Here is a 26,402-nt window from a genome sequence, read left to right as displayed (position 1 = left end):
CGGGAGGACCGACGATGAGCGAATTCGCCCTGGAGCTGCGCAACCTGAGCAAGCACTTCGGCGTGACCCGCGCGCTGGACGATGCCAGCCTGCGGGTGCGACGCGGCAGTGTGCATGGCCTGGTCGGCGAGAACGGCGCGGGCAAGTCGACGCTGATCAAGGTACTGGCCGGCATCCATCGCCCGGACGCCGGCAGCCTGTGGGTCGATGGCCAGCCGTACAGCCATTTCAGCCCGCGCCAGGTGGCGAAACTGGGCATCCAGTTCATCCATCAGGAACGCTTGCTACCGGCCAGTTTCACGGTGGGCGAGGCGCTGTTGTTCGGCCAGGAAATCCACCGTGGGCCGTTCGTGCAGCGGCGGGCCCAGCAGCGCGAGGCTGAGCGCCTGCTCGATGAGCATTTCGGCCTGAGCCTGCCCAGCGGCGCGCTGATCGGTGAGCTGAGCTGCGCCGAGCAGCAGGTGGTGCAGATCACCCGCGCGTTGATCGCCAAACCCCAGGTGCTGGTGTTCGACGAGCCGAGCGTGGCCCTGGTGCAGCGTGAGGTCGAGCAGTTGCTGGGCATCGTCAGGCGCCTGCGCGAGCAAGGCCTGGCGATCATCTACATCTCCCATTATTTGCAGGAGATCGAGCACCTGTGCGACCGGGTGACGGTGCTGCGCAACGGTCGCGACGTGGCGGACGTCGACCCGCGTGAAACCTCCCTGGCCGAGATCACCCGCTTGATGGTCAACCGTGAGGTGGCCGAGATGTATCCCAAGCAAGCGGTCGCGTTGGGCGAGCCGTTGCTGGAGGTGAAGGGGCTGGGCAGGTCGCCGGTTTATCGCGACGTTGACCTGCAAGTCCGGCGTGGCGAGATCGTCGGGCTCACCGGGTTGGTTGGCTCCGGGGCCAAGGAATTGCTCAAGAGTCTGTTTGGCCTGGCGCCGGCGCAGCAGGGCGAGATTCGCCTGGACGGTCAGCCGCTGGACCTCGGCAGCGCCCACCAGGCGGTGCGCGAAGGTATTGCCCTACTGCCCGAGGAACGGCGCCGGCAAGGCGTGGCCCTGGACCTGACCGTGCAGGAGAACACCACCCTGGCCAGTCTCTCGCGTTTCACCCGGCTGGGCCTGGTTTCCGCCGACAGCGAGCGGCGCCAGACCGAGGCGCTGATCGACGACCTGGCGATCAAGACCTCTGGTCCCCTGGCGGCGGTGCGCCAGCTCAGCGGCGGCAATCAGCAGAAGGTGGCATTGGCCAAGTGGCTGAGCCGGCAATCGAACCTTTACCTGCTGGACGAGCCCAGCGTCGGCATCGACATCGGTGCCAAGGTCGAGATCTATCGACTGATCGGCACCCTGGTGGAGCAGGGCGCCGGTGTGCTGTTGCTGTCGTCCGACCTGCCGGAATTGCTCGGCCTGTGCGACCGCATCTACGTGATGCACCGTGGCGCCATCGTCGCCGAGCGCAAGGCCACGGACCTCGACGCCGATAGCCTGCTGGCCCTGGCGTCCGCCACCCACGAAGAACAGGAGGTCCGTCATGTCCGCTGATCTTTCGCTTGCCGCGCCGTCGCGGCTCAATGGCAACTGGCGTTTGGCGCTGCTACGCCACGGCGCATCCCTGGCGTTCCTGCTGATCCTCGTGGTGTTCGCAGTGAGCGCGCCGAATTTTCTGGCACCGGCGAATATTTCCAACGTGTTCGCCCAGTCGGCGATCCTTGGCATCCTCGCCTTCGGCCTGACCATCGTCATCATTGGCGGTGGTTCCAATGTGGTGTCCGGCGGCCTGGACCTGTCGTTGGCGGCCAACCTCGGCCTGTCGGCGGCGGTCTATGCCAGCTTGAACAACGCCGGCCTTGGTGCGCTCGCCAGCATCGGCCTGACCCTGGCCACCGGCCTGGCCATCGGCGCACTCAATGGCCTGGTGGTGGTCGGCCTGCGCCTGCCGCCGCTGCTGGCAACGCTGGCGAGCATGAACCTGATCGCCGGCCTGGAACTGGTGCTGACCGAGAACACCGTGCTGCCCACCGATTCGCCGCTGCTGGAGCTGCTCAGCTTCGGCCAGTGGCTGGGACAACCGGCGCTGGCCTGGGTGTTTCTCGGCGTGGCGCTGGCGTTGATCCTGCTGATCCAGTTCAGCCGCTACGGCCTGCGACTGTATGCCGTCGGCGAATACCCGGAAGCGGCGACCGCCGCCGGCTTGCCGGTGGCTGGCTATCAGTTCTCCAGCTACCTGCTCAGTGGCCTGTGCGGCAGCCTGGCGGCGTTCTGCTCGTCGGCCTGGTTCAGCGGCAGCACCACCGGTTCCGGCGAGATGCTGTTGTCGATCGTCGCCATCGCCTTTCTCGGCACGGTGTTCTCCCGGCGCCTGCGTCCGAGCATCGGTGGCACCTTGCTGGCGACGTTGCTGGTGGGTTTTCTGGTCAACGGTTTCCAGTTGCTGAACATCTCCAGCTTCTGGGTCAACGGCGTGCAGGGCGTGCTGATCCTGCTGGTGGTGGCCAGTTCCAGTCTGCTGCGTGGGAGGTCTTGAAATGAGCGAATCGACGTTGACCCTGCCCGGTGCCGTGCCGACGGCCGAGCGCGGGCGCTGGTTGCGTTTGGTGCTGCCGGCAGTGTTCCTCGCCTTGCTGGTGTTCTTCGCCGTGAGCGCGCCGGGCTTTCTGAGCTGGGGCAACTTTAATAGCGTGTTGCTGAACAACTTCGTGCTGCTGGCCATCGTCGCCACCGGCATGACCCTGGCGATCAGCGCCGGCGGCATCGACCTATCGGTGGGCGTGGCGCTGGACCTGGCGGCGTTGACCTTCGTCAGCGCATTGAATGCCGGCATCGCTTTGCCGCTGGCGATTGCCCTGGCGATTCTCGCCGGCGGCCTGACCGGTGCGTTCAACGCCGTGCTGATCGCCGGCCTGCGCATCTCACCGTTCCTGGCAACGCTCGGCACGTTGTTCATCGGCACCAGCGTGCAGCAACTGCTGTCCGACGGCGGCCAGCCGATCTACGTCGCCAACGGTGCCCGCCCGGAGCTGGCGAGCTATGGCGTAGTGGGCATTCCCTTGCCGCTGCTGGTCGTTGCCGGGTTGGCGCTGGCGTATGGCGTGACCTTGGCCAAGGGGCGTCTGGGGCGGCAAGTGCTGGCACTCGGCGAACAGCCGGAGGTGGCGCGTTACAGCGGCGTGGCGGTGCAGCGGGTGACCGCCGTGGTGTTCATCGCCGTGGCCCTGGCCTGCTCGCTGGCCGGCATTCTCCTGGCGAGCACGGTGAACGCCTATGTGCCGATGTCCGGCAACGCCTTCCTGATCAACGCCATCGGCGCGGTGTTCATCGGCACCACCCTGCATCGCCAGGGGCGTGCCAACATCCCTGGCACCTTGCTCGGCGTGCTGTTCCTCAACATCACCGCCAACGGCCTGCTGCTGATCGGCTGGAATTTCTATTGGCAACAGGTGGCGACCGGCGCGCTGATTCTGCTGGTGCTGTCGTTCAGTTATCTGGGCAAGCGGGTGTTCAAGGGCGCGTGAGGTGCTGAGGGCTGGAGGCTCGGATAGGCCGCTTCAAGGCCAAAGCGGACGTAGGGTGGACAACGCTTTTTTTGTCCACCATTGGCCATGCAGAGTGGTGGACAAGCTTCGCGTTGTCCACCCTACGTCTGCTCCTGTCTAAAGCAGCTCTTGAACATTACGTGGAAGCGGTCTTTACCCGCTTTTTCACCCCGGATAATGCGCATCCAATACCACCGCCAGGGCGTCCGGGCGCCAGAATTCCTGGTCCAGTTCGACCGGCTGGCCGCGTTCGCCGAAGTTCAGCCGTTCCAGGTAGAAGCTGCTGGAGCCGGGCGAGACTTGCAGCAAGTCGGCCTGGGCCTGTTCCATGATGCCGGGGTGCATGATCAGTTCGCAGCGCGAATGGATCAGGCCGAAGCGTTCGCGCAGCAAGGTTGTCAGCGAGGTGTTGAGGTCCTCTTCGAGCAATTGCGGGCACCAGCGCGTGGCCAGGGTGTTGTATTCCACCAGCACCGGGCGACCATCGACCCAGCGTCGGCGTTGCAGATGAAACACGCTTTCCTCGGGATGATCCAGGCCCATGCGCGTGGCCATCCAGGCACCTGCCGGGCGGCGTTCGGCGTGCAGGCATTCGGTGACCGGCACCCGGCCCTGGGCCGCCACGTAGTCCATGAAGCCGGTGATGCCGCGCGGATCGTAGCGAATCCGTGGCGGGCTGACGTACCAGCCGAGGCGGTTTTCGCGGTAGATCAGGCCGTCGGTTTCGAGCAGTTGCAGGGCTTGGCGCAAGGTCACCCGGGTGCAGGTGAAGCGCTCGGCCAGCTCCCGTTCGGACGGCAGCTTGCTGCCTGTGGCGAACAGCCCCCCGTTGAGGTCGGCGACCAGTTGATCGCGGATGCGCAGGTACAGCGGCTGGGCTGCGCGCAGCGTCAGGCGGCGCTCGCCGGGCGCGCTCATCCGGCTTCCTGGCGCAGCAGGTCACGCTGCCAGGCGCGCAGGCCGTAGATGGCCAGGACGATGAAACCGGCATACAGCGCGGCGGTGAGCAGCAGGTCCTTGTACAGGAACATGCCGACGTAGGCGGTATCGAGGACGATCCACAGCCACCAACTGGCCACGTACTTGCGCGCCGCCCAGAAGCTGGCGACCAGGCTGAAGGCGGTGAGCAGCGAGTCCAGCCAGGGCAGCGCGGCATCGGTGAAGCGGTGCATCAGCGCACCCAGGGTCACGGCGGCCACCAGGCCGAGCGCCAGGCTGGCCCAGGCTTCCTGCGGGCGCAGGCGTTCGACATGCACCTTGCCGGCGTCGATGCGCCCGCTGCTCCAGCGCCACCAGCCGTAGCCCTGGAGCACGGCGAAGATCAGTTGCAGGAGCATGTCCGAGTAGAGCTTCACCTCGAAGAAGATCCAGGCGTACAGCAGCACCGCGACCACGCTCACCGGCCAGCACCAGCGGATGCGCTGGGCGGTGAGCCAGACGCCGACGATGTTGAAGATGACGGCGATGATTTCCATGGGCGACATCGATCAGTCCTGCAGGTTGAGGGCGCGTTGTTTCAGCTCGCGCTTGCGGCTGTCGGGCAGTGTTTCCTGGTCCCCATAAGGCGCCGTGTACCAGCCGCCGTAGGTGGGGTTGGGCAGCAGGAACCAGCGCTGGCCGAGCCAGGTCAGGTAGGGCGCGGCAGCCTGACGTTGGGCTGCGAGGCGGTTGTCGGCACCGACCAGGTCACCGAAGCTGTCGCCGACCAGCATCAGCACACGGGCGCGCTGGCCGACCCACTGGCGCCGGCAGGTCTTGTCCGAGCCTTGTGCCTGGCAGCCGCCGACCGTGGTGCCCGCGGTGAGAATCTGCTGCACATCACTGACCGGAAAGCCGCGGCGCTGCAGGTTGACCAGGGTCGCCTGTTCCTGGCCCGGTTCACGGTTGGTCAGGTAGTACGTGGTGATGCCGCGCTGGGCTGCGGCCTGAAGAAAATCCTTCGCGCCGGGCAAATCAGGTGCCTGGGCATTGTCGACCCAGCGGTACCAGCGCGGGTAGCTGTAGGGCGTGTCGTCGACGATGGCCTGGGCGTTGATCGCGGTGTTGTCGAGCAGGGTTTCGTCGATGTCGACGATCAGCGCCGGCGGCAACCCGGCGAGATCGCGTGGCGCTTGCGGCAGGGCGTCCCAGCTCGGGTCGGCCAAGGCCGCATCGAGTTGCCGGGTGGCGCTGGCGAACACCTGGCGGTAGATCAACTCGTGCTCGATGGAGGTCTGTGTCCACAGCACCGCGTCGAGCTGGTCGTTGGCAGGTGGTGTCTGCTGGCAGCCGCCCAGGGCGACGACCAGCAGCACGGGCGACAGGCGCTTCATCAGAAGTTCACCGTGGCCGACAGGCGTGCGGTGCGCGGCGCGCCGGGGAACAGGTAGCCGTCACCGGCGAACAGGCCGACGTCACGCCAGTAGCGCTTGTCGAACAGGTTGTCGACGGTCAGGCGCAGCACGGTTTCGTAGCCTTCGATCTTGGTGGTGTAGCGGCTGCCGATATCGAAGATCGCGTAATCACCGACTTCCACCGTACCGGCCTGGTTGGCGTATTTGCTGGCACTGTATTGCACCCCGCCGAGCAGGGCCAGGCCGTCGATGCCAGGCACCCGGTAGTCGGCGGACAGGCTGGCGCGGTATTTCGGCACGTTGATCGCCTGGTGATCGTCATAGGCGTCGGTGCCGCTGCCGGAGACCCGCGCACGAATCGCCGTGGCGGTGGCGGCCAGTTGCAGGCGCTGGGTCAGCCAACCGCTGGCGGAGAGTTCCAGGCCGACGTTTTTCTGCTCGCCCTGTTGCACGTAGGTGAAGGTGCCATCGCCATTGGGCTGCGAATAAGCGTAGGCCTGGCGCAGTTGGAACAGGGCGGCGCCGAAGCTGGCGCGCTGCCAGTCGCGCTTGATGCCCAGTTCGATCTGGCGCGAAAGGGTTGGCGGCAGGGTTTCTCCGTCGTTGGTGGTGTACCAGTCTGCGGCCTTGCCCAGCGAGAGGCCCTCGCTGTAGCGCGTGTAGAGGGAAATATCGGCGCGCGGCTTGTAGATCAGTGCCACGTCCGGCAGGAATTCGGAGCGCTGGGTGTGCCGCTCACGGCTGCCGTCCCTGTTGCTGTAGGCCTTTTCATCGACGTGTACCAGGCGTCCGCCCAGCACGGTCTGCCAGTGTTCGCCGTAGCTGATGCGGTCGCTGAAGAACAGGCTGTACTGGCGGCTGTCGAGGGTGCGATAGCTGGGCTTCAGCGGTTCGTCGGTCGGCTCGTACTCGACGTTGTCCTGGTAGATGTTGCCGGTGCCGATGTATTCGTTGACCGACTTGCGCCGGTCGATGGTACGGCGCAACACACCTGTGCCAACGGTCAGCTGGTGGGCGAGAACGCCGGTGTCGAAGCGGCCCGCCAGGGCCAGCTGCAGTTCGTCGTTACGGCGCGTATCGTCCGGGTTGCGATAGTCGGAAACGTCGTAATCACCTTCGGCGCTGAAATAGTTGGGCACTGCGGCGCTGGCGCAACTCGCGGCGCCGTAGCAGCCCCAGGCGAACGTACTGTAGTCATCGACCACCACCTTGCTGCGCGAGGCGTCGATGCTGCCGGTCCAGGCATCGTTGAAGCGGTATTCGAAACGTCCGCCCAGGTTCAGCGAATCGCTACTCACCGGCTTGCCCCAGCTCTGGTCGCCCAGGCGTTTTTCCGGGTCGACATCGTGGGGCACCGTGGTGCCGCCAAGCAATTGATAGCCGGGCACCGAGCGTTGCTTGCGCTTCTGGTACTCGACGTCGAACTGCAGCAGGGCGTTGGGGCTGATGTTCCAGTCCAGAGCCAGGGAGGCGAAATCGCGGCGACCATCGGCGTGTTCGACGTAGGTGCCGATGTCCTCGTGGGCCAGGTTGATGCGCACGCCGACCTGTTTTTCCGCGCCGATCCAGGTGCCGAGGTCGGTGGCGATGTAACGCTCGCCATCGTCGTTCAGCGCCAGGCTGACCGAGCGCACGTCATCCGGGCGTTTAGTCACGTAGTTGACCAGCCCGCCGGGTTCGGACATGCCGCTCTGCAAGCCGGACAGGCCCTTGAGCAGTTCCACCTGCTCTTTGTTCTCCAGCGCCACGTTCTGCTCGCCGGTGATGCTGTGGCCGTTGATCCAGTAGCTGCTGGCCTCGTTGAGCGAGAAACCGCGCACCGCGAAGTTCTCGTAGTAGCCGATGGGCGCGTAGCTCTGGCCAACCGAGGCATCGTTCTTCAGCACGTCGCTGAGCAGGCGCGCCTGCTGGTCGTCCAGCAACTGTCGGTTGACCACCGCGACGGAGGCTGGGGTGTCGAGCAACGGCGCTTCACCGAAACCGCTGACCGAGGCGCTCTTGGCCTGGTAACTGTCGGTCTTTTCGCCGGTGACGGTGACGGTATCCAGCGTGACCTCATCGGCCCAGGCCGGTTGCAGGGCGAGGCTGAGCAGGCCGAGGGCGAAGTGCCGGCGCGGCCGCAGAAACAAAGGTGATGCCATGGAAAGCTCCTGAAAAGTCCGCCATTTTGCAGCGATTGCAGCGGACATGCGACTGCTTCTCATCTGTTGGCGAGGACGACGACATTGAGGCGTTGGAATCGCCGCCGCGCCGGGTTGGCATGGCAGCGTTTCGAGTGCTATCCGCTCATGAACGGACGGCGTTTCAGGCCGGAGTTGCTCCGGTGGTCATTGGCAATGCTCGGTCCGCGGCCCATTCCTGCAGGGAGCCGTCGTAGATGGACAGGTTGTCGCGGCCCAGCACGCTGAGCGCCAGGGCCGTGGCGGCGGCGGAGATGCCGCCGCCGCAATAGAGGATCAGCTGCTCGTCGCCGGCCAGCAGCGCCGCGCCGAGTGCCTTGGCCAGCTCGGCGTCGGCCAGGTAGCGGCCCTTTTCGTCGAACAGGCCACGTGCCGGACGGTTGAGGCTGCCGGGAATATGGCCGCGCCGGGCATAGCGGGTCACCGCGCTGCCATCGAACAGGGCGGCGGACAGGGCGCAGATCAGCACGCCTTTGGCGCGCCCCTCCACCACGGCGGCCACGTCCTGCTGGCTGGACCAGTAGCGGCGATCCAGCGTCAGCTCGTGCACAGGCGCTGCGCCGACGGCGGGTTCATCGCCACTGCGCTCGGGCAAGCCCGCCGCGCGCCAGGCCTTGAAGCCGCCATCCAGCACCTGCGCGGCGAGGCCGACGCTGCGCAGCATCCACCACAGGCGGGCGGCCCAGAACCCGTCATGACGGTCGTAGACCACGACCGGGCTGGTGCTGTCGACACCCAGTTCGCTCAGGCCTTTGGCGAAGTGCGCGGCCGATGGCAGGGCGAAGCTGAATGAGGCGGACGAGTCGGCCAGGGCGTCCAGCAAATCGGCATGCCGCGCGCCGGGGATATGGGCCTCGTGCCAGGCCGTCTTGCCACTGACGACGCGGTAGTCGCCATCGAACGCCGGAGCGGCCAGGTCGACGCTGGCGTCGAGCAGGGTCACCCCGGGCAGTCGTTGTGCCAGGTCGTGCGCGCTGATCAGGATGTCTTGACGGCTCATGCTCAGGTCCTCGCTTGCGCCAGGCGACGGATGTGCGCCAGCAGGCGCGCCCCTTCGGCATCGTCGAACCATTGGCTATGGCCGATCAGGAAGGCGTGGTAGGCGATGTCGGCGCTTGGCCGGGAGCCGACGACGCCTTCGAAGTAATCGATTTCGGACAGCGCGAAGTCGGCGTGCACCAGCGGCAGCAGGACGGCAAGCGTCTGCAGTTGGTCGCGGCCGAGCGGATGCACGTGTTCGTAGCCGGCGAGCAACGCGTCGACGGCGTCGAGGTCGGCGCTGGCCTTGCCGCCGCTGTCGAGGTCGAGCCAGGGCACGCAGTTGCGTTCGATGGCGGTGGCCAGGTCGAACAGGGCGAAGGTGCGATCGCTCAGGCCGAAGTCCAGCACGCTGGCGACCTCGGCGTCGGCGCGGTCTGCCTGCCAGAGCAGGTTCGAGGCGTGCCAGTCGTTGTGGGTCCACAGCGAAGGCTGGCGCGCGAGCATCGGGTACAGCACGCGGTGATAGGGCAGGTGCAGCTCGTTCAAGGTGCGGCGCCAGTCCTGATTGGCCAGGTAGGCTGCCAGCGCCGGACGGTTCGCCAGCTCGGCGTCGATGGCCGCCAGCGGGTCGGCCTGGCTGAACAGACGCAGGTTGGCCAGCAGTACCGGCGTCTGCCGCTGCCCGGCCGAATAATCCGCTGCGGCGCGATGCAGGGCGGCGAGTGCGCTGCCGGCCGAGCGGGCGTGCGGCAGGCTGAGGAAGGGCGTCCAGGACAGCGCATCGCGGTAGAGGTCGTGGCCCGGGGCAATCGGCAGGACCTCGTAGGTCCAGTCATCGAGGGTCAGGGCGCTGCGTCCGTCGAGGGTGCGCAAGGGTGCCACCACAGGTGCGCCACGGCTATGCAGATGACGCACGAAGGCGTGTTCTTCTTCCAGCCACGAGGCTTCGCGGACCAGACGGTGATGGCGTTTGACGATCACCGTGGCGTGTTGCGCATGCACCCGTGCCGCTGCGGAAAACGGGCGCGGGCTGTGCCAGTCCATCTCGCGCAGCGCCCCGAGCTGCGGGTAATGCTGCAATACGCGCTCGGCGTCCTCGTCGCGCAGGGCCGGCCAGTCGGCCGCCACCGGGTCGAGGCCCAGGCCGTGGGCGATACGGGTGTCTTCGGTCATGCGGGAAATTCCGGCAAGTAGTCGTTGCGGGTCGCGCCGCGCCAGGCGTCGGCGTCTTTGAGCACGCCATGGTAGTGCAACCACTGGGCATAGGGCGCGATCAGTTCCTCGCGCTGCTCGCCCCAATGGCCTGCGTGCAGCCAGGAGGGGGCGATTTTCTGCAACGAGCCGGCCAGCAGTTCGCTGGGGAAATACGGCGTCGCGGCTTCATAGGCGGGCAGGGCGCTCAATGGCTCGGCGGCGGCGGCGAGAAAGCCACGGGCGGTGACCGCCAGGAAGGTGCGAACCCACTCGGGGTCTTGGTCGAGCAGTTCCTGGCGCGTGCCGAGCAGGTAGCTGTGGTAGGCCGGCGCGCCGATTTCATCGACCGGCCACACCACGCGACGTTCGTCGGCGATGCCGCTGGCCATCAGCGCTTCCCAGGCCCAGTAGCCACCGAAGCTGGCGTCGGCGATCCCGGCCGCCAGTTGCTCGGGACGCAGTTCGCGCACGCCGCTGTCGACCAGGATCACGGCGTCCGGATCGCCGCCATCGGCTTCGACCAGATGACGGACCATGGCCAGGCCACGTGGCGTCGGATTGAGGGCCAGGCGCTTGCCGGCCAGGTCACGCGGGCGCTGGATGCCGAAGTCGGCGAGGGTCTGGATCGACTCCAAGCCTCGGTGGTTGATCGCCGCCACGCCGACCAGGGGCTGCCCGAGGGCCCGGCGTACCAGCAGGCGGTTGCTGGGGAACACGCCGAAGTCGGCAGCGCCGCGCAGCAGGTGTTCCAGGGTATCGCCATGGTAGGGGTCGGGCACGCTGAGCTGTACGTCCAGGCCGGCATCGCGGTACCAGCCGCGTTCGCGCGCCAGGTAGAAGCCCGCCGAGTTGGGCCAGGGGTGGAAGTATTCCAGCATCACGCGTACAGCAGGCATCGGGTGGCGACCTCAAGAGTTGATGCCGCGGATTTAAGGAGATGGCTGCTGGTATATACCAATATCGATTGACGCTAGGTTTATGCGGTTACTGCATAAATGCGTGGGGTTTTGGGGGTTGAAGGGCTGAGCATTTTGGATCAGCGAGGCGTGGGCCGTTTGCCTACGTGGGTTGATAGCTTGGGTTTCGCCCTGCTGGGCGAGTCACTTTTGGCAAATGCACCTACCCGGCCGGCGCAAAAGTAACCAAAAGGTCTTTTTCCCGGCATCCGGCCCTGCGCTTCGCTACGGGTTCCTTCCAGCGCCGCTACGGGGGCACGCAGGGATGGCCTATCGCAGCGGGCCCTCGGAGTGTTGATGGAGCAAGGGAACCCCGGCGCAGCCGGGGCCGGATGCAGGGGCATAGCGTTTTTGATTACTTTTTCCGCGTTTGGAAAAAGTGACTCGCCCAGCAGGGCGAAACCCAAGCTATCAATCCACTGCTAAAAATGGCAGGGCGAGTGAATGCTGTTGCTCTGCCGGATAGCTCTCATCCTATGCGGGACGCCCATCCCTCTCCCAGAGGTAGAAAGGGCAGTCCCGTTTCAATACGCCGCACTGGAATACCTCGGCACTGCCTCATCCAGCACCACCTCCCGCCGTATCCTTTGCCCCGGAATATCCTCCAGCAACCGCTTGGTATAGGCACTGCGCGGCGCATCGAACACCCGCTCGCTGCTGCCTTGCTCGACGATCCGTCCCTTGTGCATCACCAACACCTGGTCGGAGATGCGCCGTACCGTGGCCAGGTCGTGGGAGATGAACAGGTAGGTCAGGCCCAGTTCGCGCTGCAACTCGTCGAGCAGATCGAGAACCTGCGCCTGCACCGAGGCGTCCAGGGCGGACAAGGGCTCGTCGAGGATCAGCAACTCCGGTTCGAGCGCCAGGGCGCGGGCGATGGCGACGCGCTGGCGCTGACCGCCGGAGAGCTGGTGCGGACGTCGTAGCAGCAGCGTCGCAGGCAGGCCGACGCGCTGCAGCAAGTGTTCGACCCGTCGTCGCTGGCTATGCCGGTTACCGATCCTGTAGGCACGCAACGGCTCGCCGATGAGCGTCAGCAGGTCCAGGCGCGGGTTCAACGATGCGTAGGGGTTCTGATAGACCACCTGCACCCGGCGCCGATAGTCACGCAACTGCCGGCCATCGGCAGCGAGTACGTCGAGCCCGTCGAACGACACCCGGCCCGAACTGGCGCTTTCCAGGCGCAGCAGCATGCGCGCAGTGGTCGACTTGCCCGAGCCGGATTCGCCCACCAGGCTGGTGGTGGTGCCGCGCGGCAGCTCGAACGAGACCTGCTCGACCGCCGCCGCGCTTCCGGCGCTCCAGCGTTTGCCCAGGTCGGACACCGCCAGCAATGTCGGGCCGCCCGCTGCGTTTGCCTGGCGTCGCCGGGTCAGCGCCTGGCCCGATGAGGCGCTCAGCAACTGGCGGGTATAGGCCTGCTCCGGCTGTTCGAACAGGTGCCGGGTCGGCCCCTGTTCGACGATGCGTCCGTGCCGCATGACGATGATGCGGTCGGCGCGGTCCAGGGCCACGCCCAGGTCATGGGTGATCAGCAGCAGGCTGCGACCCTGTTCGCGCACCTGGCTCTCCAGGTGATCGAGGATCTGCCGCTGCACGCTGACATCCAGGGCGCTGGTCGGCTCGTCGGCGACGATCAGGGGTGGGTTGTTGGCCAGGGCGATGGCGATCAGCACGCGCTGGCACATGCCGCCGGACAACTGGTGTGGATAACTGGCCAGGACTCGCTCGACGTCCTGCAGGCCGACGTGCTCCAGCAGTTGCCGTGCGCGCGTCCAGGCCTGGCCCAGCGGCACGCCATGGACGAGCAAGGCCTCCAGCAACTGCGCATCGATACGCTTGACCGGGTCGAGCGACAGGCCGGGGTCCTGGGGCACGAAACCGATGCGTTTGCCACGCAGCGCGCGCCACTCGCGCTCGTCGAGCCGTTCCAGCGCCGTATCGCCCAGGCGCAGCCGGCCCTGGCGCCGTGCGTCGCCCGGCAGCAGGCCGGTGATGGCGGCCGCGGTGCTGGATTTGCCGGAGCCCGACTCGCCGACGATGGCCACGCATTCGCCAGCGTCGATATGCAGGTCGATGCCGTGCACCGCCGTGTTCGTACCGTAGTCGATGCGCAGGTTGCTGATGCTGAGTAACGGCGTGCTCATCGGTGTTGACCTCGTTCGTGCAAGTGGCGGGCGACCTGGTTGGAGGCCAGCACCACGGCGGCGACCACCAGGCCGGGCAGGGTGGTGTACCACCAGGCGGCGACCATGAAATTACGTCCTTCGGCGATCAGCAGGCCCCATTCCGGTTGCGGCGGTGGCGCGCCGAAGCCGAGGAAGCTCAGGGACGAAACCGCCAGCACCGCACTGCCGAATTCCAGCGCGGCCAGGGCCAGTACCGGGCCAGCGGCATGCGGCACTATGTGGCGGGCGATGATCGTCCAGTGGCCGACCCCGCAGGCCTGCGCCGCCTCAACGAACACGCTGTGGCGCCAGCGCAGCACTTCGCCACGGCTCAGGCGGGCGAAGACGGCGACCGAGGACAGGCCGACCGCCAGGGCGATGTTGAGGGTGCCGAAGCCGAGCACGGTGATCACCGCCATGGCCAGCAGCAGCGGCGGAATCGCCATCAACACTTCGACGCAGCGCATCAGCACGGCATCGGCGCGTCCGCCGAAGTAGCCACCGAGGGTGCCGAGCACGGCGCCCAGTAGCAGGGCGATCAGCACCGCGAGGGTGGTGGCCTGCATCGACAGGGCGGTGCCGTGAACCGTACGGGCGTACAGGTCGCGCCCCAGATGGTCGGTGCCGAACCAGTGCGCGGCAGACGGTGCCTGCAGGGCCTGGCGTGGGTCTGCTAGCAGCGGGTCGAGCGAGGCGAAGGCGGCCGGCAGCAAGGCCCAGCCGATCACCAGGGCGAGCAGCGACAGGCTCAGCATGGTGGCCGCACCGGGCAAGGCGAAGGGCCGCGCGCGTCGGGTCAGGGTGATGGTCTGGCTCATGCGCGGGGCCTCGCGGACAGGCGCGGGTCGAGCAGCGGGTAGACCAGGTCGACCAGCAGGTTGGTGAGGATGTACAGCGCCGCGGCCAGCAGCACCACGCCCTGCACCACCGGGATGTCCTGGCTGGACACCGCGCCCTGGGCCAGGCGGCCGATGCCGTCGCGGGAGAACACCGTCTCGGTGACCACCGCGCCAGCCAGCAGGTTGCCGATCAGGCTGCCGGACAGGGTCAGCAGCGGGATCGCCGCGTTGTGCAGCACGTGCACCAGCAGCAGGCGCAGGCGCCCGACGCCTTTGCTGCGCAGGGCGTCGATGAAGGGCTGGTGGCTGACATTGGCAATCGAGCGGGCCAGGACCTGGGCGATCATCGCCGCGGTGGGAATCGCCAGGGTCAGCGCCGGCAATACCAGCGAAGCGAGGCCCTGGTTGCCCATGGCCGGCAGCAGGTGCAGCTTGAACGACAACCCCTGCAACAGCAGCAGGCCGACCCAGAAGGTTGGCAGCGACACACCCACTGCCGGTGCCGCCAGCAGGGCCGAGCGTACGCTACGCCGGCGGCTGAGGCTGGCCAGCAGGGCGATGCCGACGCCCAGCGGCAGGGCGATGAGCAGCGCCGCAAGGCTCAGCGCGGCGGTCGCCGGCAGGGCGGCGGCGAGCATGCCGAGCACGCTCTTGCCGCTCTGGATCGAGGTGCCCAGGTCGAGCCGCACGGCTTGCCACAGGGCGCTGGCGTATTGCACCGGCAGCGGTTGGTCGAGGTGATAACGCGCCTTGAGCGCGGCGACCTGGGCCTGGTCCACCGCGCTCATCTCGCCGCTCTGGCTGAGCATGATGCTCACCGGGTCGCTGGGCAGCGCGTAGAGGATCACGAAGGACAGGCTGAATGCCGCCCACAGCACGAACAGTGCCTGGCCGAGGCGCGCGGCCAGCGGTCCGAGGGTCATGGCGCGTCCTGCCTGAGCCAGGTGTCGTAGAACTGCAGGCGCGTCGAGGCCTCGTAGTGCAGGCCATGCACGGCCGGGCGGAACGCGGTGACCGTGGCCGCCTCGAACAGCGGGAACACGTGAGCTTCGCTGATCAGGCGGGTACTCGCCTGCTCGACCAGGGCGCCCCGTTGCGTTTTGTCGAGCAGGGTGGCGGAGCGCTGCAGCAGCGTATCGACCTCGGATGCCTGGCGGCCGTTGACGTTGCGCCCGCTGGCGAGGAACACGGTGCGCAGCACGTCCGGGTCGGCACGGGTCAGGTTGAAGAACCACAGGCTGTAGTTGCGCTCGTTCTGCAGGGCGCTGACCTGGCTGATGGTGGTCTTGTTCAGGCGCAGTTCGACGCCGAGCTGGCGCAACTGCTGCTGCACCAGTTCCAGCACCGGGGTGCTGGCCTGCCAGTAGTCGACCTGGAAGCTCAGGCGCTTGCCGTCCTGGCTGCGCCAACCGTCGGCGCCGAGCGGCCAGCCGGCCTCGTCGAGCAGCCTGGCCGCGCCTTGCGGGTCATGGCCGAGCAGCGCCGCGTCGTCGTGGTAGTGCGGCGTGCTGCTGGCCAGCACCGAACTGGCCGGCTTCTGGTAGCGGGAAATCACGCCCTGCAACTGTTGGCGGTCGATGGCCTTGTTCAGCGCTTGGCGCACCGCCAACTGGTCCAGCGGCGGGCGCGATTCGTTGGGCGTGAGGTTGTACACGATGCCCGGATTGGGTCGGGCGATGAAGGGGATCTGCTGCGCGTCGAGAATGGCCTCGTCCTGCACCGCCACGCTGGTGTTCACGTCGATCTGCGCGGACAGCAGGCTACCCAGGCGCACGCCGGACTCGGGAATGACCAGGAACTCGAGGCCGTCCAGCCAGGCGCGGCCCTGGTGCCCGGCGAGGGACGAGGGCCAGGCATAGTCGGCGCGATGTTGCAGGCGCACGCTCTGGTTGTGCTGGAACCCTGTCAGGGTGAACGGCCCGGAGCCGATCAAGGCGCCCTGGCAGCGCTCTTCGGCGCTGCGTTGCAGGGTGTCCCTGGCAAACAGGCCGAGGCTCATGGTCGAGCTGGCCTGGAGGAACTGGGCGTTGGCTTGCTCGAAGCGGATCACCACGGTTCGCGCATCGGGCGTATCGATCGATTGCAGGCCGCTGAGGTAGGTGCCGCCCAGTTGCGCCAGCGCGCCGAGGGCGCGGATCGCTTCGAAGTTGGCCTTCACGGCGGCGGCATCCAGCAGGCTGCCATCGCTGAAGGTCACGCCTTCGCGCAGGTGGAAGGTGAATTGCCGCGAGTCTTCGCTGACTTCCCAGCGCTGCGCCAGCCAAGGCACGATCTCGCTGGTCTCGGGGTCCTGGTCGGTGAGCGAGTCGACCAGTTGCCGGCCGACGTTGAGCGCGCTGCTGTTGCCGGCCTGTTGCGGGTCGATGCACAGCGGATCGCCGTCGATGGCGACCTTGAGCACGCCGCCGCGCTGCGCTGCGCTGGGCGCCGCTGTCTGGGCGACTGGCGGCGTGTCATCGCCGCAGCCAGAGAGGATCAGCGCAAGGGCGGCGCACAGGGCGCCGAGGCGAAAGGACATGAGGCGCTCCATCAACTGTTGCGGTTCTGCCGGTACGGCAGGCCGAGGTTCTCGCGCAGGGTGCCGCCGGCGTATTCGCGCTGGAACACGCCACGGCGTTGCAGTTCGGGGACCACGCCGTCGACGAAGTCGTCGATCTGCGAGTGCAGGCCGGAGAACATGATGTTGAAGCCGTCCGCCGCGCCGGCTTCGGTCCATTGCTGGAAGTCGTCGGCGATGCTCTCGGGGGTGCCGATCAGCACGCGGTGGCCGCCCGCCGTCAGTTTGTTGAACAGCTGGCGCACGGTCGGCCGTTCGCGGCGGATCAGGTCGTAGACCAGCTTCTGCCGGCTCGGGTGGCTGTCGGTGCTGAAGTGCTCGGGTGGCAGCGGCACCACCTCGTCGAACGGCAGTTCGGCAAGGTCGTAGTCGAGGCTGGCGAAGCGCGAGATGCGGCTGAGGAAGGACTGTGGATCGAGCAGCTCCTGCAGGCGCTCGTACTTGGCCTCGGCTTCGGCCTGGGTCTTGCCGACGATGGGCGAGACGCCCGGCAGGACCTTCAGATGATCGCGCGGACGGCCGAAGGTCAGGGCCTGGGCCTTGATGTTCTCGTAGAAGTCGCGGCCTTCGGCAATCGTTTGCTGGGCGGTGAAGATCAGCTCGCCGACCCGCGCGCCGAGGCGAATACCGGCTTCGGACGAGCCGGCCTGGGCGATCACCGGGTAACCCTGGATCGGCCGCGCGACGTTGAGCGGACCCTTGACCTGGAAGTGCTTGCCCTGGTGGTCGAGCACGTGCAGCTTGTCCAGGTCGAGCCAGGTGCCGGAGTCCTTGTCCTGGGGGAAGGCATCCTCGCCCCAACTGTCCCACAGGCCGCTGATCACGTCGAAGAACTCTTCGGCGCGTTCGTGGCGGTCGCCATGCTGGGTGTGCGCGGCGCGGTTGAAGTTCTCGCCGCCGCCGAGCGAGGTCACCAGGTTCCAGCCGGCGCGGCCGTTGCTGAGGTGATCCAGCGAGGCGTATTTGCGCGCCAGGTTGTAGGGCTCGTTGTAAGTGGTGCTGCCGGTGGTGATCAGGCCGATGTGGCGGGTCACCAGGGCCAGGGCCGGGGCGAGGATCAGCGGGTCCCAGCGCACGCTGTTGGGGCCTTTTTCCAGGCCGGGGTCGAGGTCGAACTGCACGCTGTCGTTGAAGAACAGCGAGTGAAAGCGGCCGGCTTCGAGCTTTTCGGCGATGTAGCGGTAGTGGTCGAAGTCGCGGAAGCTGTCTTTCGGCGCTTCCGGCAGGCGCCAGGCCGAGCCGGTCAGGACACCGGGAACGAAGGCGCCGAGGATGATCTTGTGCGGTTGCGTACTCATGACGATATCCCGTAAGGCCGTCTGCGGCCGCCTTGGCCGCAGACGCGCGTGGTCAGAAGTTGTAGGCGAGGCGGGCGTACCAGAAGCCGCCGTAGGGGTTGAACGGCGAGATGCTGCCGAAGCGCGGGAAGCCGTTGATGTCGCCGGCCGGGTAGCCGTTGTCGTCGGCTCTGACGTCGAACAGGTTGTTGGCGCCGACCGCCACTTCCAGGTTGTCGGTGGCGGCGTAGGCGACCTCCAGGTCGGTCAGCCATTTGGCGCCGTAGGTCACGTCGTAGACCGGGTTGGCATCGCGGGCCACGACCTTGTCGTAGCGGGTCACGGCGGCGTTGATGGTGAACCGTTCGATCTGCCAGTCGGCGCTGAGGATCAGCTTGGTCTTCGGGTTGGCGACCGTCAGGTAGCCCTGGGCGACCCGGTCGAACAGCTCCAGATTGTTGCCCGCCGCGCGCAGGCTGGACGGGGTTTCCTTGATGGCGTCGATCTCGGTCTTGTTGTAGTTGAAGGCCACGCCGTACTTGACCTGGCCGAAGCGGCCGTAGTCGACCTTGTAGTCGGTCACCAGGTCGACGCCACGGGTGGTGGTGTCGGCGGCGTTGGTGAAGTACTTCACCCGGTAGCCGGCCTTGTAGCCGTAGTTGACCAGGGCCGTGTCGACCCCGGCGCCGTAGAGGAAACCGGTTAGGGCGATGCGGTCGCGGATCTCGATCTGGTAGGCATCGAGGGTGACGTTGGCCTGGGGCAGTGGTTTCCAGGTCAGGCCAAGACTGATGTTGCGCGACTTCTCCGGCTTCAGGTCTTCGGCGCCGAGGGCCTTGGCCAGCGGCGAGTCGACGCGCAGGGTCTTGGCTTCGACGAACTGCGCCACGCCGCCGACCGAGGTGTACTGGTTGGAGGTCTGCGCGTACACCGACTGTGACAGCGAAGGTGCGCGGAAGCCGTTGCTCAAGGTGCCGCGCAGGGCGAAGGTCGGGGTGAAGTCATAGCGGGCGGTGAACTTGCCACTGGTGGTGTTGCCGGCGCTGTCGTCGTATTTCTCGAAGCGCCCGGCCACGCCCAGGTAGAGTTTTTCCGTCGGGTTGATGCCCAGGTCGGCATAGGTGGCGTAGCTGTTGCGGCTGGCCTGGCCGGCGTCTTCCGGGGTCAGGGTGATGGCGCCCTGGGCGCCTACCGCAGCGGGCTGGCCGGCCAGTGGGCCGCTGCTGTAGACGTAGCCGCCGTTGATGTAGGAGAGCGGGTCGTCCGACTCGGTCTTGTAGCGCTCGTGGCGGTGCTCGGCGCCCCAGGAGACCTGCAGCGGCTTGGGCAGGCCGATCTCGAAGGCGCGGGTGACGTCGAGGTTGTTGGTCCACTGGTCGAAGAGATTGCTGTAGGTGTCGAAGTGGGTCGGGCTGCTCGGACCCAGCGAGGCGTTGAGGCTTTCGTCGGTGCCCGCCTGGCCCTTGGCGCGACCGAAGGTGGAACTCAGGTCCCAATTCCACTCGACGACTTTGCCCTTGGCGCCCGCGGCCGCCTGGTAGTCGGTTTCTTCCAGGGTATAGAAGGGCGCGGTCCCGTCCGGGTAGATCTCGGGGATGATGTTGGTCGAGTTGGGCCGCCGGTAGTTCTGGCCGCCACGGGCGTCGCGCTTGCTGAAGGTCGAGAAGGAATACAGGGTCAGGTCATCGGCAATCGGCAGTTCGGCGTTGTAGCCCAGGTTGATCGCCTTGATCTTCGGCAGGCCGTTCTTCTGTACCTCGCGGTCGGCGGTGTCGTTGCGCGAGTCGCCGGCGAAGTACAGGTTGCCGGTGGCATCGCGCGAGCGCACGGCGGTCTGCTGCGACTTGGCGTCCAGCGACAGGTTGAGAAAGCCGCCGTTGGCGCCCAGTTCCAGGCCCTTGTTGAAGGTCTGGCGAATGGTGCCGCCGTCGCCCTTGTAGTACTCGCCGTACTGGGTGCTGAGCGAACCGCCATTGTCCTGCTGCTTGAGGATGATATTGATCACCCCGGCGATGGCGTCCGAACCATACTGGGCCGAGGCACCGTCGCGCAGCACCTCGATATGGTCGACGGCGCTGACCGGGATCATGTCCAGGTCGACCGGGTTGGTGCCATAGGCGGCGGTGGTGTCGAGGTTGATCACCGCGCTGTTGTGGCGGCGCTTGCCGTTGACCAGCACCAGCACGTTGGAGCCGTTGAGGCCACGCAGGCTGTAGGGCCTGGCGATGCTGTCGTTGGACGAGCCGGACGGGCGCTGGGAGAACGACGGCAGGGCCTTCTGCAAGGCGTTGCGCAGGCTGCCGGAGCTGTCTTTCTCCAGTTGCTTGCCGTCGATCACGTCGATCGGCGCCGGGCTGGTGGTAACGGTGCGCGCTTCGCTGCCGCGCGAGCCGGTGACGATGACGGTGTCGAGGGCCTGGTCACTCTGCGCGGCCTCGGCCAGCGGGGTGATCAGGAAGCCGGCCAGCAAGGCTGGCGCGACATGGGGGAGGCAAGTGGACTTCATCGATGTTCCTAAGGCGTAAAGGTCTTGTATGTCCGCCTACCCGGGTGCAGGGGTGGGCGGACGCCGTTTCTTGCTGCCTCGTCGGCGGTTGGCGCGCCGAATCCGGGCAAAGTCAGCCCTCCGGTGCAGGAATGCCCGTCCGAAGTGGTTGGCGGTTTCGGCCGACGCGTGCCGGTACGATGAAAGGGGCCGGTCGGGCGTTCAGCCGTCCAGCACTGGGGTGAAACTGTCGTCCCACAGCGGTTTCACATCGACCTGCTGGCGGATCAGGCCGCTCTCGAAGAACAGGTCGGCGACTTGCTGCTGGGCCGCTATGGCGGTGTTGTCCACAGGTTTCAGGCGGGCCGGCTGGGTGCGTTGCTCGAACTGCCTGAGGTACAGCTCGCGCGGGATGCCGGTCAGCGCCTCGCTGCGTTCTGCCCACTGTCGGGGGTGATGTTCGATCCAGTCCCAGGTGGCTTTTTCCCGGCGCAGGAAGTCGCCGATGGCTTCGCGCTTGCCGGGTTTCTCCAGGGCCTGGCGGGTGGTGGCGATCAGGTAGTTGCCGGAGTAGTAGCCCTCGGCATTCTCCAGGATGACGCCATCCATGTGCGCCTCGGCGTAGATGGCGCTGACGCCGCCGGTGACCAGGGCGTCGAGGTGGCCGTTCTGAAACGCGGTCAGGGCGTCCTGGGACGGCAGCGGCACGGCCTGGATATCGCTCAGGGCCAGGCCGTTGCGCTTGAGCATGTTGAGCACCAGGTAGTGGGTGTTGGTCGCCCGCACGTAGCTGACGCGCTTGCCCTTGAGGTCGGCGACGCTGCGGATGCCGCTGCCGCGCTTGACCACGATGCCGGTCTTGTTGTTGTCGCCGCTGTAGCTGGCGATCAGTACCAGCGGCGCATGGGCGACACTGGCGAAGATCGGCGGGATCTCGCTCATGAAGCTGTAGTCGAGGGCACCGCTGGTCAACGCCTCCAGCACCAGGTTGCCGCCGGCCACGTCGACCCACTCGATGGGGTACGGTGTCTGCGCCTGCCCGGCGTCCTCCAGGTAGTAGGCGGCGGTGCTCTTGTAGCGCCAGACGCGCAGGGCTTCCTGGGGCTCGGCCATGAGCGCGGCAGGCAGCGCCGCACCCAGGGCCAGGAGGCTGGCGCTGCTCAACAGCTCGCGGCGCGACAGGAGGGTGTGCATGGCGCGGCTCACTCCAGCAGGTCGGGCTGTTCGCGGACGATGCGATCCCACAGCGGCAGGAAGTTCAGCCAGCCGAAGAATTCATGGCGCTCCCGCGAGGGCGCGTCCGCCGGATCGAGTTCGGGAATCACCGGCTGCCCGGCGGCGAAGGCGAGCAGGTGGGCGCGTGCGCTGTCGTCGGCCTGGATGAAGCGCCAGGCCGCGCTTTCCACCGTTTGCCCGGTGGTCCACAGGCCATGGTTCTGCCAGACCAGCAGGTTGTGCTCGGCGAAGGTCTCGACGAAGGCGCGGGTGACGATTTCGCGGTCCTGCTCCAGGCGGCCGTCGGCGGCGCGCAGGCCGTGGCGGACGAAGATCACCTGATCGTCGACGAAGGCGGCGGACTCTGCGGTGATCGGCTGCAACAGCCTGCCCAGGGAGGAAAACACGCGGCCATGGAAACCATGCACATGGGCGATGCCGACCACGTCCGGGCGGGCCCGCTGCAACTGGTCGTGAAGGTCCAGGGCGCTGGTGTTGAGCACGCCATCGCCTTCGACCACCTTGCCGTCCTGGTCGACGCGCAACAGGTGCGACACGCTGATCTGCGAGAACGGCACGCCCAGCGGGTTGATCCAGTAGTGGCCGGTCTCGACCGGGTCGCGGGCGGTGAAGTGCCCGGCCACCCCGACTTCGAAGCCGAGTTCGGCGAACAATCGATAGGATGCGGCGAGGCGCTGCTTGCGGTGCAGGCGTTCGGCGAGCAGGTCCGGATTTTTCGGCACTGCGCCCAGGGTGAGGCGATTATCGGCGTAAGGCAGGCGGTAGATGCTTTGGTCGAAGGCAGTGGTCATGGATGCTCTCACGGTCATGTTCGTTATCGAACGCGCATGAGAGGACTTGGCATTGCTCCTCGCGCGCTTCGTTTCTTCTGAGCCTCCACCGTGCGAGGGGTCGGGTGAGACGAATCTAATGAAGCGCTATATCTTTTGAAAATATTATTTAGGTATAGGGTTATTATTTATTTTTTGCATATGAAGAACGGCCGCTGCGGGCCTGACGCCGCCAGCCACGGTGATCAACTGTGCTTGATCACCAGGTTGGTAAAGCTCACCGCGCCGGCTTCGCTGGCATCCCCCGCGTTGTCCTGCACATAGGAGCCGGCCTTGAAGTACAGGGTGCTGGCTTTCCAGGTGCTATCCAGTTTGTCGCTCCATTTCACGGTGGCGGCGCTGGACGAGGGTTTCACGTAGATCGCCAGGGTGCCGCTCGGGGTCAGGCGGATGGTGTAGGAGAACAGTTGGTTCAGCGCCACGCCTTTGACGAGGGTGTAGCTGGTGGTGTCGTCGCTGGGCTTGAGACGTACCAGGGCGACGATGTTGCCGGTCCCGGTGCTTGTCTTGTACTGGTAAGACAGCTTGACCGGAGGGTTGTCGCCTTCGGCATTGTGGATCTGGCCGATGACGATCTTGCCCGTCGAGGGCACCTGGGTGACTTTCAGGGTGCCATCGAGGGTGTTGTCGGCATCCTGGTATTTCCAGTTGCGCAGCGTGCCGTCGGCATAGGTCTCGCGCAATTCGCTGCGCGGGTACTTGGCGCTCTTGGTGGTGGTGCCGGTGACCGGCGCCCAGAAGAAGAGGGCGCCATTGGCGGCCTTGAAATAGTCGTCCTGATAACCGCCAGTCAACTGGGTGGTGGTGATGGTGGTGGCCGGGGTGCCGACGGGGATGCTGAGGTTCCAGGTGCTGAGGTCGATCATGATGGGGGCGGCTCCGGTGCAGGAATCAAAAATTCATTCGCCATGGGTCGTCCTGGACAGAATCCGCAGTGGTTGCCGGATTCATTCACGCGCGATGAGTATCGCGTGATCGCTCGCCGTATCCCCCGTGCCAGAGGCTTCGCGGTGATCACGGGTGTTTTATAGGATTCTCGTCAGGTAAAGGTAAGCGCCGTTCGTCTATTTATTGGCGCCATAAAAATGACTATTTTCGATGAATAAATAGGCCTTTACTGATGGGTAAGGTTTTTTCAGGTTCGTCTGTTTTTTCGGGCGCCGCGAGAGGGCCAGAAAAGTTGCCCGATGACGACGGCTGAAAGCGCTGAGAGCTAGGCGTGGCGCGGTATATAGGCTATTTGCCAGTATCCGTTATGGTCACTTTTGGCAAAAAATGGCACATCGTTTTTTCAGCACCCGAACGAGCCGGAGCAGGAAACAGGGAAGCGGGAAAGAGCATCGTGTGGTCCACTGCGACAAGACCGCAGCAGATGAGGAATCGGGTGACACCCATGAAAGGGCGATTCAAGAAAACTGACCCGCGCCATGAGGCGAGCGGCGTGCGAAAAGTGGCGCTACGGGCCAGGAACAGGCCGTTGGCCAGGGCGATCGTGAACGACCCTGGTCGACCCTCGAGGATCTGCTGGTGCCTGGCCACTGAGCCTCATCGGGGCGGCGGCGTGCCCGGCGCTGCTGTCAGCCGTTCAGCACCCTGACGGGCGCGCCGTCGAGCCAGGCGCGCACGCTCTCCAGCGCGTCGGGGAAGAAGGTGCGGTAGGTGTCGTCGGTGACGTAGCCCAGGTGCGGCGTCGCCACCACATTGGGCAGGTGGCGCAGGGGATGATCGGCCGCCAGCGGCTCCTGGTCGAACACATCCAGGCCGGCGCCGTACAGCGTGCCGTCCTGCAGGGCGGCAAGCAGCGCCGGCTCGCTCACCAGCGGCCCGCGCGAAGTGTTGAGCAGGATGCCGCCGCGCTTCATCAGGGCGAATTCGCGAGCGCCGACGATGCCACGGGTGTGTTCGTTGAGTGGCAGGTGCAGGCTCAGCACATCGCTGACCCGCAACAGTTCGTCCAGCGAGGCCGCGTATTCGATACCCAGTTCCGCGCTGATTTCCGGCGTGTTCGAGCGCGACCAGCCGACCACGCGCATGCCAAAGGCCCGCCCATAGCCGGCGACCCGTTTGCCGAGTTTGCCCAGGCCGGCGATACCGAGCACCTTGCCCTGCAGGTCGAAGCCCACGGATTTCTGCCACTGCGTTCCGGCCGCGCGCAGGTTGGCGGTTTCCGTGGGGATATGGCGAGCCAGACCGAGCAACAGGGCCCAGGTCATCTCCGCTGCCGGGCCGACCACGCCGCGCGTTCCCGACACGGTGATGCCCAGGCGGGCGGCGGCCTGCATGGCGATGGCCGCATTGTGCATGCCGGTGGTGACCAGCAGCTTGAGGCGGGGCAGGCGCGCCAGCAGGCCGGCATCGAATGGCGTGCGTTCGCGCATGGCGATGATCACGTCATAGTCGGCCAAGCGCTCGGCGACGCTATCGGCGTCGCCGAGGTGATGGTCGAAACGCTCGATGCCGATACGCGCTGCGATCTGGCTCCAGTCGGCGATGGCGAAGGCCACGTGCTGGTAGTCGTCGAGGATGACGCAACGTAGCGGTGCGTCCGGATGATTGCCGGAAAAGGGGATGGGGGCGGTCATCGTATGCTCCTGGTCGGGGGCTCAGGCTGACCAGCATACGCGTGTTGGCAGAGGCCGCGACATGCTTCGAGCGGCGTCGGGAGAGGAGGTACGGAGTATTCCAGGCTGTCGTTGCCGAGCATCGACGCGAGCTTAGTACTGATGAGCTAGGCACGGCACTTTCCAACAAGGGCCGACTCGAAGCGACATGCACCTTCGAGTACGACGCGATGCAACGGATGCTCACGCAACTGATCCAGGCCACCAAGGGCCATTACGAAATCCTCAGCGAGGAAACCGGCAACGGCCTCGGTATCTTCTGCAAGGACCACGACGGCAAGCTGGTCGCCAGCCGCACGGTCAGCCATGGCCAGTTGCGCAACAGCGTTCTGCTGGAGACGGTGATGACCGATCTGCAACGAACGCTGCTCAACAGGGTTGGGCAATAGCGGCACCTGTAAGCCACAAGCCGCAAGTTGGAGCGCACATCGACGGCCGAGGCGCCCGTTCACGCCGTGGCGGGTGCTTCAGTCTTCCAGCCGCCAGCGTTTCTGATCGCGGGGCTTCGGCTTACACGCCCGCGAACACATCCTTCAACGCCGCCTTGTAGAAATCGAACGCATCGCGCGCGCCCTGGATCGCCTGGGCCTGTTGCTCGCCGCTGAGTTCGAGGCCGTCGAGCAGGGCGACGAACTGGCGCCAGTGCAGCTTGCGGCCGTCCGGGTGGGCGGCCAGGTGGCGCGCACCGTTGTCGGCGCCGAGGCCGATCTGCTGGGTTTCCTTGAACAGGAAGGCGGCGCCGATGTTCGAGCCTTCGCTGCAGTACAGCCAGCCCAGGGCGGCGTAGCTGCTGGCCGGGTGTACGGCTGCGGGTGTGGCGGGAACGTCCAGGCCCAGGTCGCGCAGGTCGGCGCATACCGCGTCGAAGCGCGGCAGTTCGCTCAGGCCGGGCAGCAGGGCGTTGAGCGCCGGGTCCTGGTACAGCGCGTTGATCGCGCCATGGAAGCGATGTTGCAGCAGCAGGAAGCGACCGTAGCGGTTCAGGTCCTGGAACGGCTGCGAGCCCATGACCAGGCTGTCGACGCTGTCGTGGTCGTTGGTGGTGCCGCTTTTCAGGCGTTTGCTCAGGGGCAGTTCGGGGGCGTGCTGGACGATGGCGTTCATGGCTTCGGTGTATCCGCTCGGGAAGTTGCAGTGCCTGCGATGATGGGCAGCGTAGCGCTCCGGGACAATCGCGGGATCATTAAGAATGCTTAAAGCGGCACGCTCGGGGCTGTTGTCG

At 66.2% G+C, this 26,402-nt stretch carries 22 protein-coding genes; 4 read left to right on the top strand and 18 right to left on the bottom strand.

The genetic code is table 11. The features are described 5' to 3' along the window. The first annotated feature begins 14 nt into the window (after positions 1-14). From ACSZPK_RS22390 to ACSZPK_RS22380, 3 genes are read left to right on the top strand one after another with little or no spacing between them, the layout of a single operon-like run. Positions 15-1,532 (top strand): sugar ABC transporter ATP-binding protein, encoded by a 1,518-nt coding sequence (locus ACSZPK_RS22390; protein ID WP_437883803.1) that lies wholly within the window; start codon positions 15-17, stop codon positions 1,530-1,532. After that, a complete protein-coding gene (locus ACSZPK_RS22385) occupies positions 1,522-2,514 on the top strand; it encodes an ABC transporter permease (protein ID WP_437883802.1) in 993 nt (330 codons plus the stop codon). The genes ACSZPK_RS22390 and ACSZPK_RS22385 overlap by 11 nt, the downstream gene beginning before the upstream one ends. 1 nt (position 2,515) lies before the next feature. Then, positions 2,516-3,502, top strand: coding sequence for an ABC transporter permease (locus tag ACSZPK_RS22380; RefSeq protein ID WP_437883801.1), 987 nt, complete (start codon positions 2,516-2,518; stop codon positions 3,500-3,502). Positions 3,503-3,688: 186 nt separating this feature from the next. Here the strand turns inward: ACSZPK_RS22380 and ACSZPK_RS22375 are convergent, their stop codons facing one another. The 17 genes from ACSZPK_RS22375 to ACSZPK_RS22295 all read right to left on the bottom strand — a co-directional run bounded on the left by ACSZPK_RS22375 (position 3,689) and on the right by ACSZPK_RS22295 (position 25,141). Next, positions 3,689-4,441 carry a UTRA domain-containing protein gene (locus tag ACSZPK_RS22375; RefSeq protein WP_437883800.1) on the bottom strand — a complete coding sequence of 251 codons (753 nt, stop codon included), beginning with the start codon at positions 4,439-4,441 and terminating at the stop codon, positions 3,689-3,691. Further along, positions 4,438-5,007: a nicotinamide riboside transporter PnuC gene (gene pnuC / locus ACSZPK_RS22370; protein ID WP_437883799.1), complete on the bottom strand. Its 570-nt coding sequence runs from the start codon at positions 5,005-5,007 to the stop codon at positions 4,438-4,440. The genes ACSZPK_RS22375 and pnuC overlap by 4 nt, the downstream gene beginning before the upstream one ends. A 3-nt stretch (positions 5,008-5,010) precedes the next feature. Further along, a complete protein-coding gene (locus ACSZPK_RS22365) occupies positions 5,011-5,835 on the bottom strand; it encodes a 5'-nucleotidase, lipoprotein e(P4) family (protein ID WP_437883798.1) in 825 nt (274 codons plus the stop codon). Then, a complete protein-coding gene (locus ACSZPK_RS22360; protein ID WP_437883797.1) occupies positions 5,835-7,997 on the bottom strand; it encodes a TonB-dependent siderophore receptor in 2,163 nt (720 codons plus the stop codon). Before ACSZPK_RS22360 ends, ACSZPK_RS22365 begins: the two co-directional genes overlap by 1 nt. Before the next feature lie 163 nt (positions 7,998-8,160). Next, positions 8,161-9,036 carry a sulfurtransferase gene (locus ACSZPK_RS22355; protein WP_437883796.1) on the bottom strand — a complete coding sequence of 292 codons (876 nt, stop codon included), beginning with the start codon at positions 9,034-9,036 and terminating at the stop codon, positions 8,161-8,163. 2 nt (positions 9,037-9,038) lie between these two features. Further along, positions 9,039-10,190 (bottom strand): phosphotransferase enzyme family protein, encoded by a 1,152-nt coding sequence (locus ACSZPK_RS22350; RefSeq protein ID WP_437883795.1) that lies wholly within the window; start codon positions 10,188-10,190, stop codon positions 9,039-9,041. Further along, entirely contained in the window at positions 10,187-11,107 is a 921-nt protein-coding gene (locus tag ACSZPK_RS22345; RefSeq protein WP_437883794.1) for an ABC transporter substrate-binding protein, read from the bottom strand. Before ACSZPK_RS22345 ends, ACSZPK_RS22350 begins: the two co-directional genes overlap by 4 nt. Positions 11,108-11,691: 584 nt before the next feature. After that, positions 11,692-13,314, bottom strand: a complete 1,623-nt coding sequence (locus ACSZPK_RS22340) for a dipeptide ABC transporter ATP-binding protein (protein WP_437883793.1) — start codon at positions 13,312-13,314, stop codon at positions 11,692-11,694. Further along, complete coding sequence (locus ACSZPK_RS22335) at positions 13,311-14,153, bottom strand: ABC transporter permease (RefSeq protein ID WP_437883792.1); 843 nt, start codon at positions 14,151-14,153, stop codon at positions 13,311-13,313. Before ACSZPK_RS22335 ends, ACSZPK_RS22340 begins: the two co-directional genes overlap by 4 nt. Then, positions 14,150-15,097 (bottom strand): ABC transporter permease, encoded by a 948-nt coding sequence (locus ACSZPK_RS22330; protein WP_437883791.1) that lies wholly within the window; start codon positions 15,095-15,097, stop codon positions 14,150-14,152. The genes ACSZPK_RS22335 and ACSZPK_RS22330 overlap by 4 nt, the downstream gene beginning before the upstream one ends. Continuing rightward, positions 15,094-16,692 (bottom strand): ABC transporter substrate-binding protein, encoded by a 1,599-nt coding sequence (locus ACSZPK_RS22325; protein ID WP_437883790.1) that lies wholly within the window; start codon positions 16,690-16,692, stop codon positions 15,094-15,096. Before ACSZPK_RS22325 ends, ACSZPK_RS22330 begins: the two co-directional genes overlap by 4 nt. 11 nt (positions 16,693-16,703) lie before the next feature. Beyond that, positions 16,704-18,029, bottom strand: a complete 1,326-nt coding sequence (locus ACSZPK_RS22320) for an LLM class flavin-dependent oxidoreductase (protein WP_437883789.1) — start codon at positions 18,027-18,029, stop codon at positions 16,704-16,706. Between the two features lie 52 nt (positions 18,030-18,081). Further along, positions 18,082-20,514, bottom strand: a complete 2,433-nt coding sequence (locus ACSZPK_RS22315; protein ID WP_437883788.1) for a TonB-dependent receptor plug domain-containing protein — start codon at positions 20,512-20,514, stop codon at positions 18,082-18,084. Positions 20,515-20,715: 201 nt separating this feature from the next. Further along, complete coding sequence (locus ACSZPK_RS22310) at positions 20,716-21,687, bottom strand: ABC transporter substrate-binding protein (protein WP_437883787.1); 972 nt, start codon at positions 21,685-21,687, stop codon at positions 20,716-20,718. An 8-nt stretch (positions 21,688-21,695) separates the two neighbouring features. After that, positions 21,696-22,520 carry a class II aldolase/adducin family protein gene (locus ACSZPK_RS22305; RefSeq protein ID WP_437883786.1) on the bottom strand — a complete coding sequence of 275 codons (825 nt, stop codon included), beginning with the start codon at positions 22,518-22,520 and terminating at the stop codon, positions 21,696-21,698. Positions 22,521-22,744: 224 nt separating this feature from the next. Next, a complete protein-coding gene (locus ACSZPK_RS22300) occupies positions 22,745-23,425 on the bottom strand; it encodes a polysaccharide lyase family 7 protein (RefSeq protein ID WP_437883785.1) in 681 nt (226 codons plus the stop codon). Positions 23,426-24,136: 711 nt separating this feature from the next. Beyond that, the gene (locus ACSZPK_RS22295) at positions 24,137-25,141 is read right to left on the bottom strand and encodes a D-2-hydroxyacid dehydrogenase family protein (protein WP_437883784.1); all 1,005 of its coding nucleotides are present in this window, start codon (positions 25,139-25,141) and stop codon (positions 24,137-24,139) included. A gap of 218 nt (positions 25,142-25,359) precedes the next feature. Here ACSZPK_RS22295 and ACSZPK_RS22290 point away from each other — a divergent pair, with 218 nt between their 5' ends. Then, a complete protein-coding gene (locus ACSZPK_RS22290) occupies positions 25,360-25,569 on the top strand; it encodes a hypothetical protein (protein WP_437883783.1) in 210 nt (69 codons plus the stop codon). 121 nt (positions 25,570-25,690) lie between these two features. On the opposite strand, the gene ACSZPK_RS22285 is transcribed toward ACSZPK_RS22290, so the two are convergent. Continuing rightward, positions 25,691-26,284: a biliverdin-producing heme oxygenase gene (locus tag ACSZPK_RS22285; protein WP_437883782.1), complete on the bottom strand. Its 594-nt coding sequence runs from the start codon at positions 26,282-26,284 to the stop codon at positions 25,691-25,693. Positions 26,285-26,402: the final 118 nt, after the last annotated feature.

Source organism: Pseudomonas sp. LRF_L74 (genome assembly GCF_965644255.1).
Taxonomy (GTDB): Bacteria; Pseudomonadota; Gammaproteobacteria; order Pseudomonadales; family Pseudomonadaceae; genus Aquipseudomonas.
Note: the sequence above shows the minus strand (reverse complement) of the source record. Positions and strands in the feature narration are given on the sequence as shown.

What these genes read in the sequence shown, in the direction of transcription:
- ACSZPK_RS22350 (WP_437883795.1), bottom strand. Translation starts at nt 10,190, where the DNA reads ATGACCGAAGACACCCGTATCGCCCACGGCCTGGGCCTCGACCCGGTG.
- ACSZPK_RS22290 (WP_437883783.1), top strand. Translation starts at nt 25,360, where the DNA reads ATGCTCACGCAACTGATCCAGGCCACCAAGGGCCATTACGAAATCCTC.
- ACSZPK_RS22305 (WP_437883786.1), bottom strand. Translation starts at nt 22,520, where the DNA reads ATGACCACTGCCTTCGACCAAAGCATCTACCGCCTGCCTTACGCCGAT.
- ACSZPK_RS22365 (WP_437883798.1), bottom strand. Translation starts at nt 5,835, where the DNA reads ATGAAGCGCCTGTCGCCCGTGCTGCTGGTCGTCGCCCTGGGCGGCTGC.
- ACSZPK_RS22300 (WP_437883785.1), bottom strand. Translation starts at nt 23,425, where the DNA reads ATGATCGACCTCAGCACCTGGAACCTCAGCATCCCCGTCGGCACCCCG.
- ACSZPK_RS22340 (WP_437883793.1), bottom strand. Translation starts at nt 13,314, where the DNA reads ATGAGCACGCCGTTACTCAGCATCAGCAACCTGCGCATCGACTACGGT.
- ACSZPK_RS22355 (WP_437883796.1), bottom strand. Translation starts at nt 9,036, where the DNA reads ATGAGCCGTCAAGACATCCTGATCAGCGCGCACGACCTGGCACAACGA.
- ACSZPK_RS22295 (WP_437883784.1), bottom strand. Translation starts at nt 25,141, where the DNA reads ATGACCGCCCCCATCCCCTTTTCCGGCAATCATCCGGACGCACCGCTA.
- ACSZPK_RS22385 (WP_437883802.1), top strand. Translation starts at nt 1,522, where the DNA reads ATGTCCGCTGATCTTTCGCTTGCCGCGCCGTCGCGGCTCAATGGCAAC.
- ACSZPK_RS22330 (WP_437883791.1), bottom strand. Translation starts at nt 15,097, where the DNA reads ATGACCCTCGGACCGCTGGCCGCGCGCCTCGGCCAGGCACTGTTCGTG.
- pnuC (WP_437883799.1), bottom strand. Translation starts at nt 5,007, where the DNA reads ATGTCGCCCATGGAAATCATCGCCGTCATCTTCAACATCGTCGGCGTC.
- ACSZPK_RS22345 (WP_437883794.1), bottom strand. Translation starts at nt 11,107, where the DNA reads ATGCCTGCTGTACGCGTGATGCTGGAATACTTCCACCCCTGGCCCAAC.
- ACSZPK_RS22390 (WP_437883803.1), top strand. Translation starts at nt 15, where the DNA reads ATGAGCGAATTCGCCCTGGAGCTGCGCAACCTGAGCAAGCACTTCGGC.
- ACSZPK_RS22375 (WP_437883800.1), bottom strand. Translation starts at nt 4,441, where the DNA reads ATGAGCGCGCCCGGCGAGCGCCGCCTGACGCTGCGCGCAGCCCAGCCG.
- ACSZPK_RS22360 (WP_437883797.1), bottom strand. Translation starts at nt 7,997, where the DNA reads ATGGCATCACCTTTGTTTCTGCGGCCGCGCCGGCACTTCGCCCTCGGC.
- ACSZPK_RS22320 (WP_437883789.1), bottom strand. Translation starts at nt 18,029, where the DNA reads ATGAGTACGCAACCGCACAAGATCATCCTCGGCGCCTTCGTTCCCGGT.
- ACSZPK_RS22335 (WP_437883792.1), bottom strand. Translation starts at nt 14,153, where the DNA reads ATGAGCCAGACCATCACCCTGACCCGACGCGCGCGGCCCTTCGCCTTG.
- ACSZPK_RS22325 (WP_437883790.1), bottom strand. Translation starts at nt 16,692, where the DNA reads ATGTCCTTTCGCCTCGGCGCCCTGTGCGCCGCCCTTGCGCTGATCCTC.
- ACSZPK_RS22310 (WP_437883787.1), bottom strand. Translation starts at nt 21,687, where the DNA reads ATGCACACCCTCCTGTCGCGCCGCGAGCTGTTGAGCAGCGCCAGCCTC.
- ACSZPK_RS22380 (WP_437883801.1), top strand. Translation starts at nt 2,516, where the DNA reads ATGAGCGAATCGACGTTGACCCTGCCCGGTGCCGTGCCGACGGCCGAG.
- ACSZPK_RS22285 (WP_437883782.1), bottom strand. Translation starts at nt 26,284, where the DNA reads ATGAACGCCATCGTCCAGCACGCCCCCGAACTGCCCCTGAGCAAACGC.
- ACSZPK_RS22315 (WP_437883788.1), bottom strand. Translation starts at nt 20,514, where the DNA reads ATGAAGTCCACTTGCCTCCCCCATGTCGCGCCAGCCTTGCTGGCCGGC.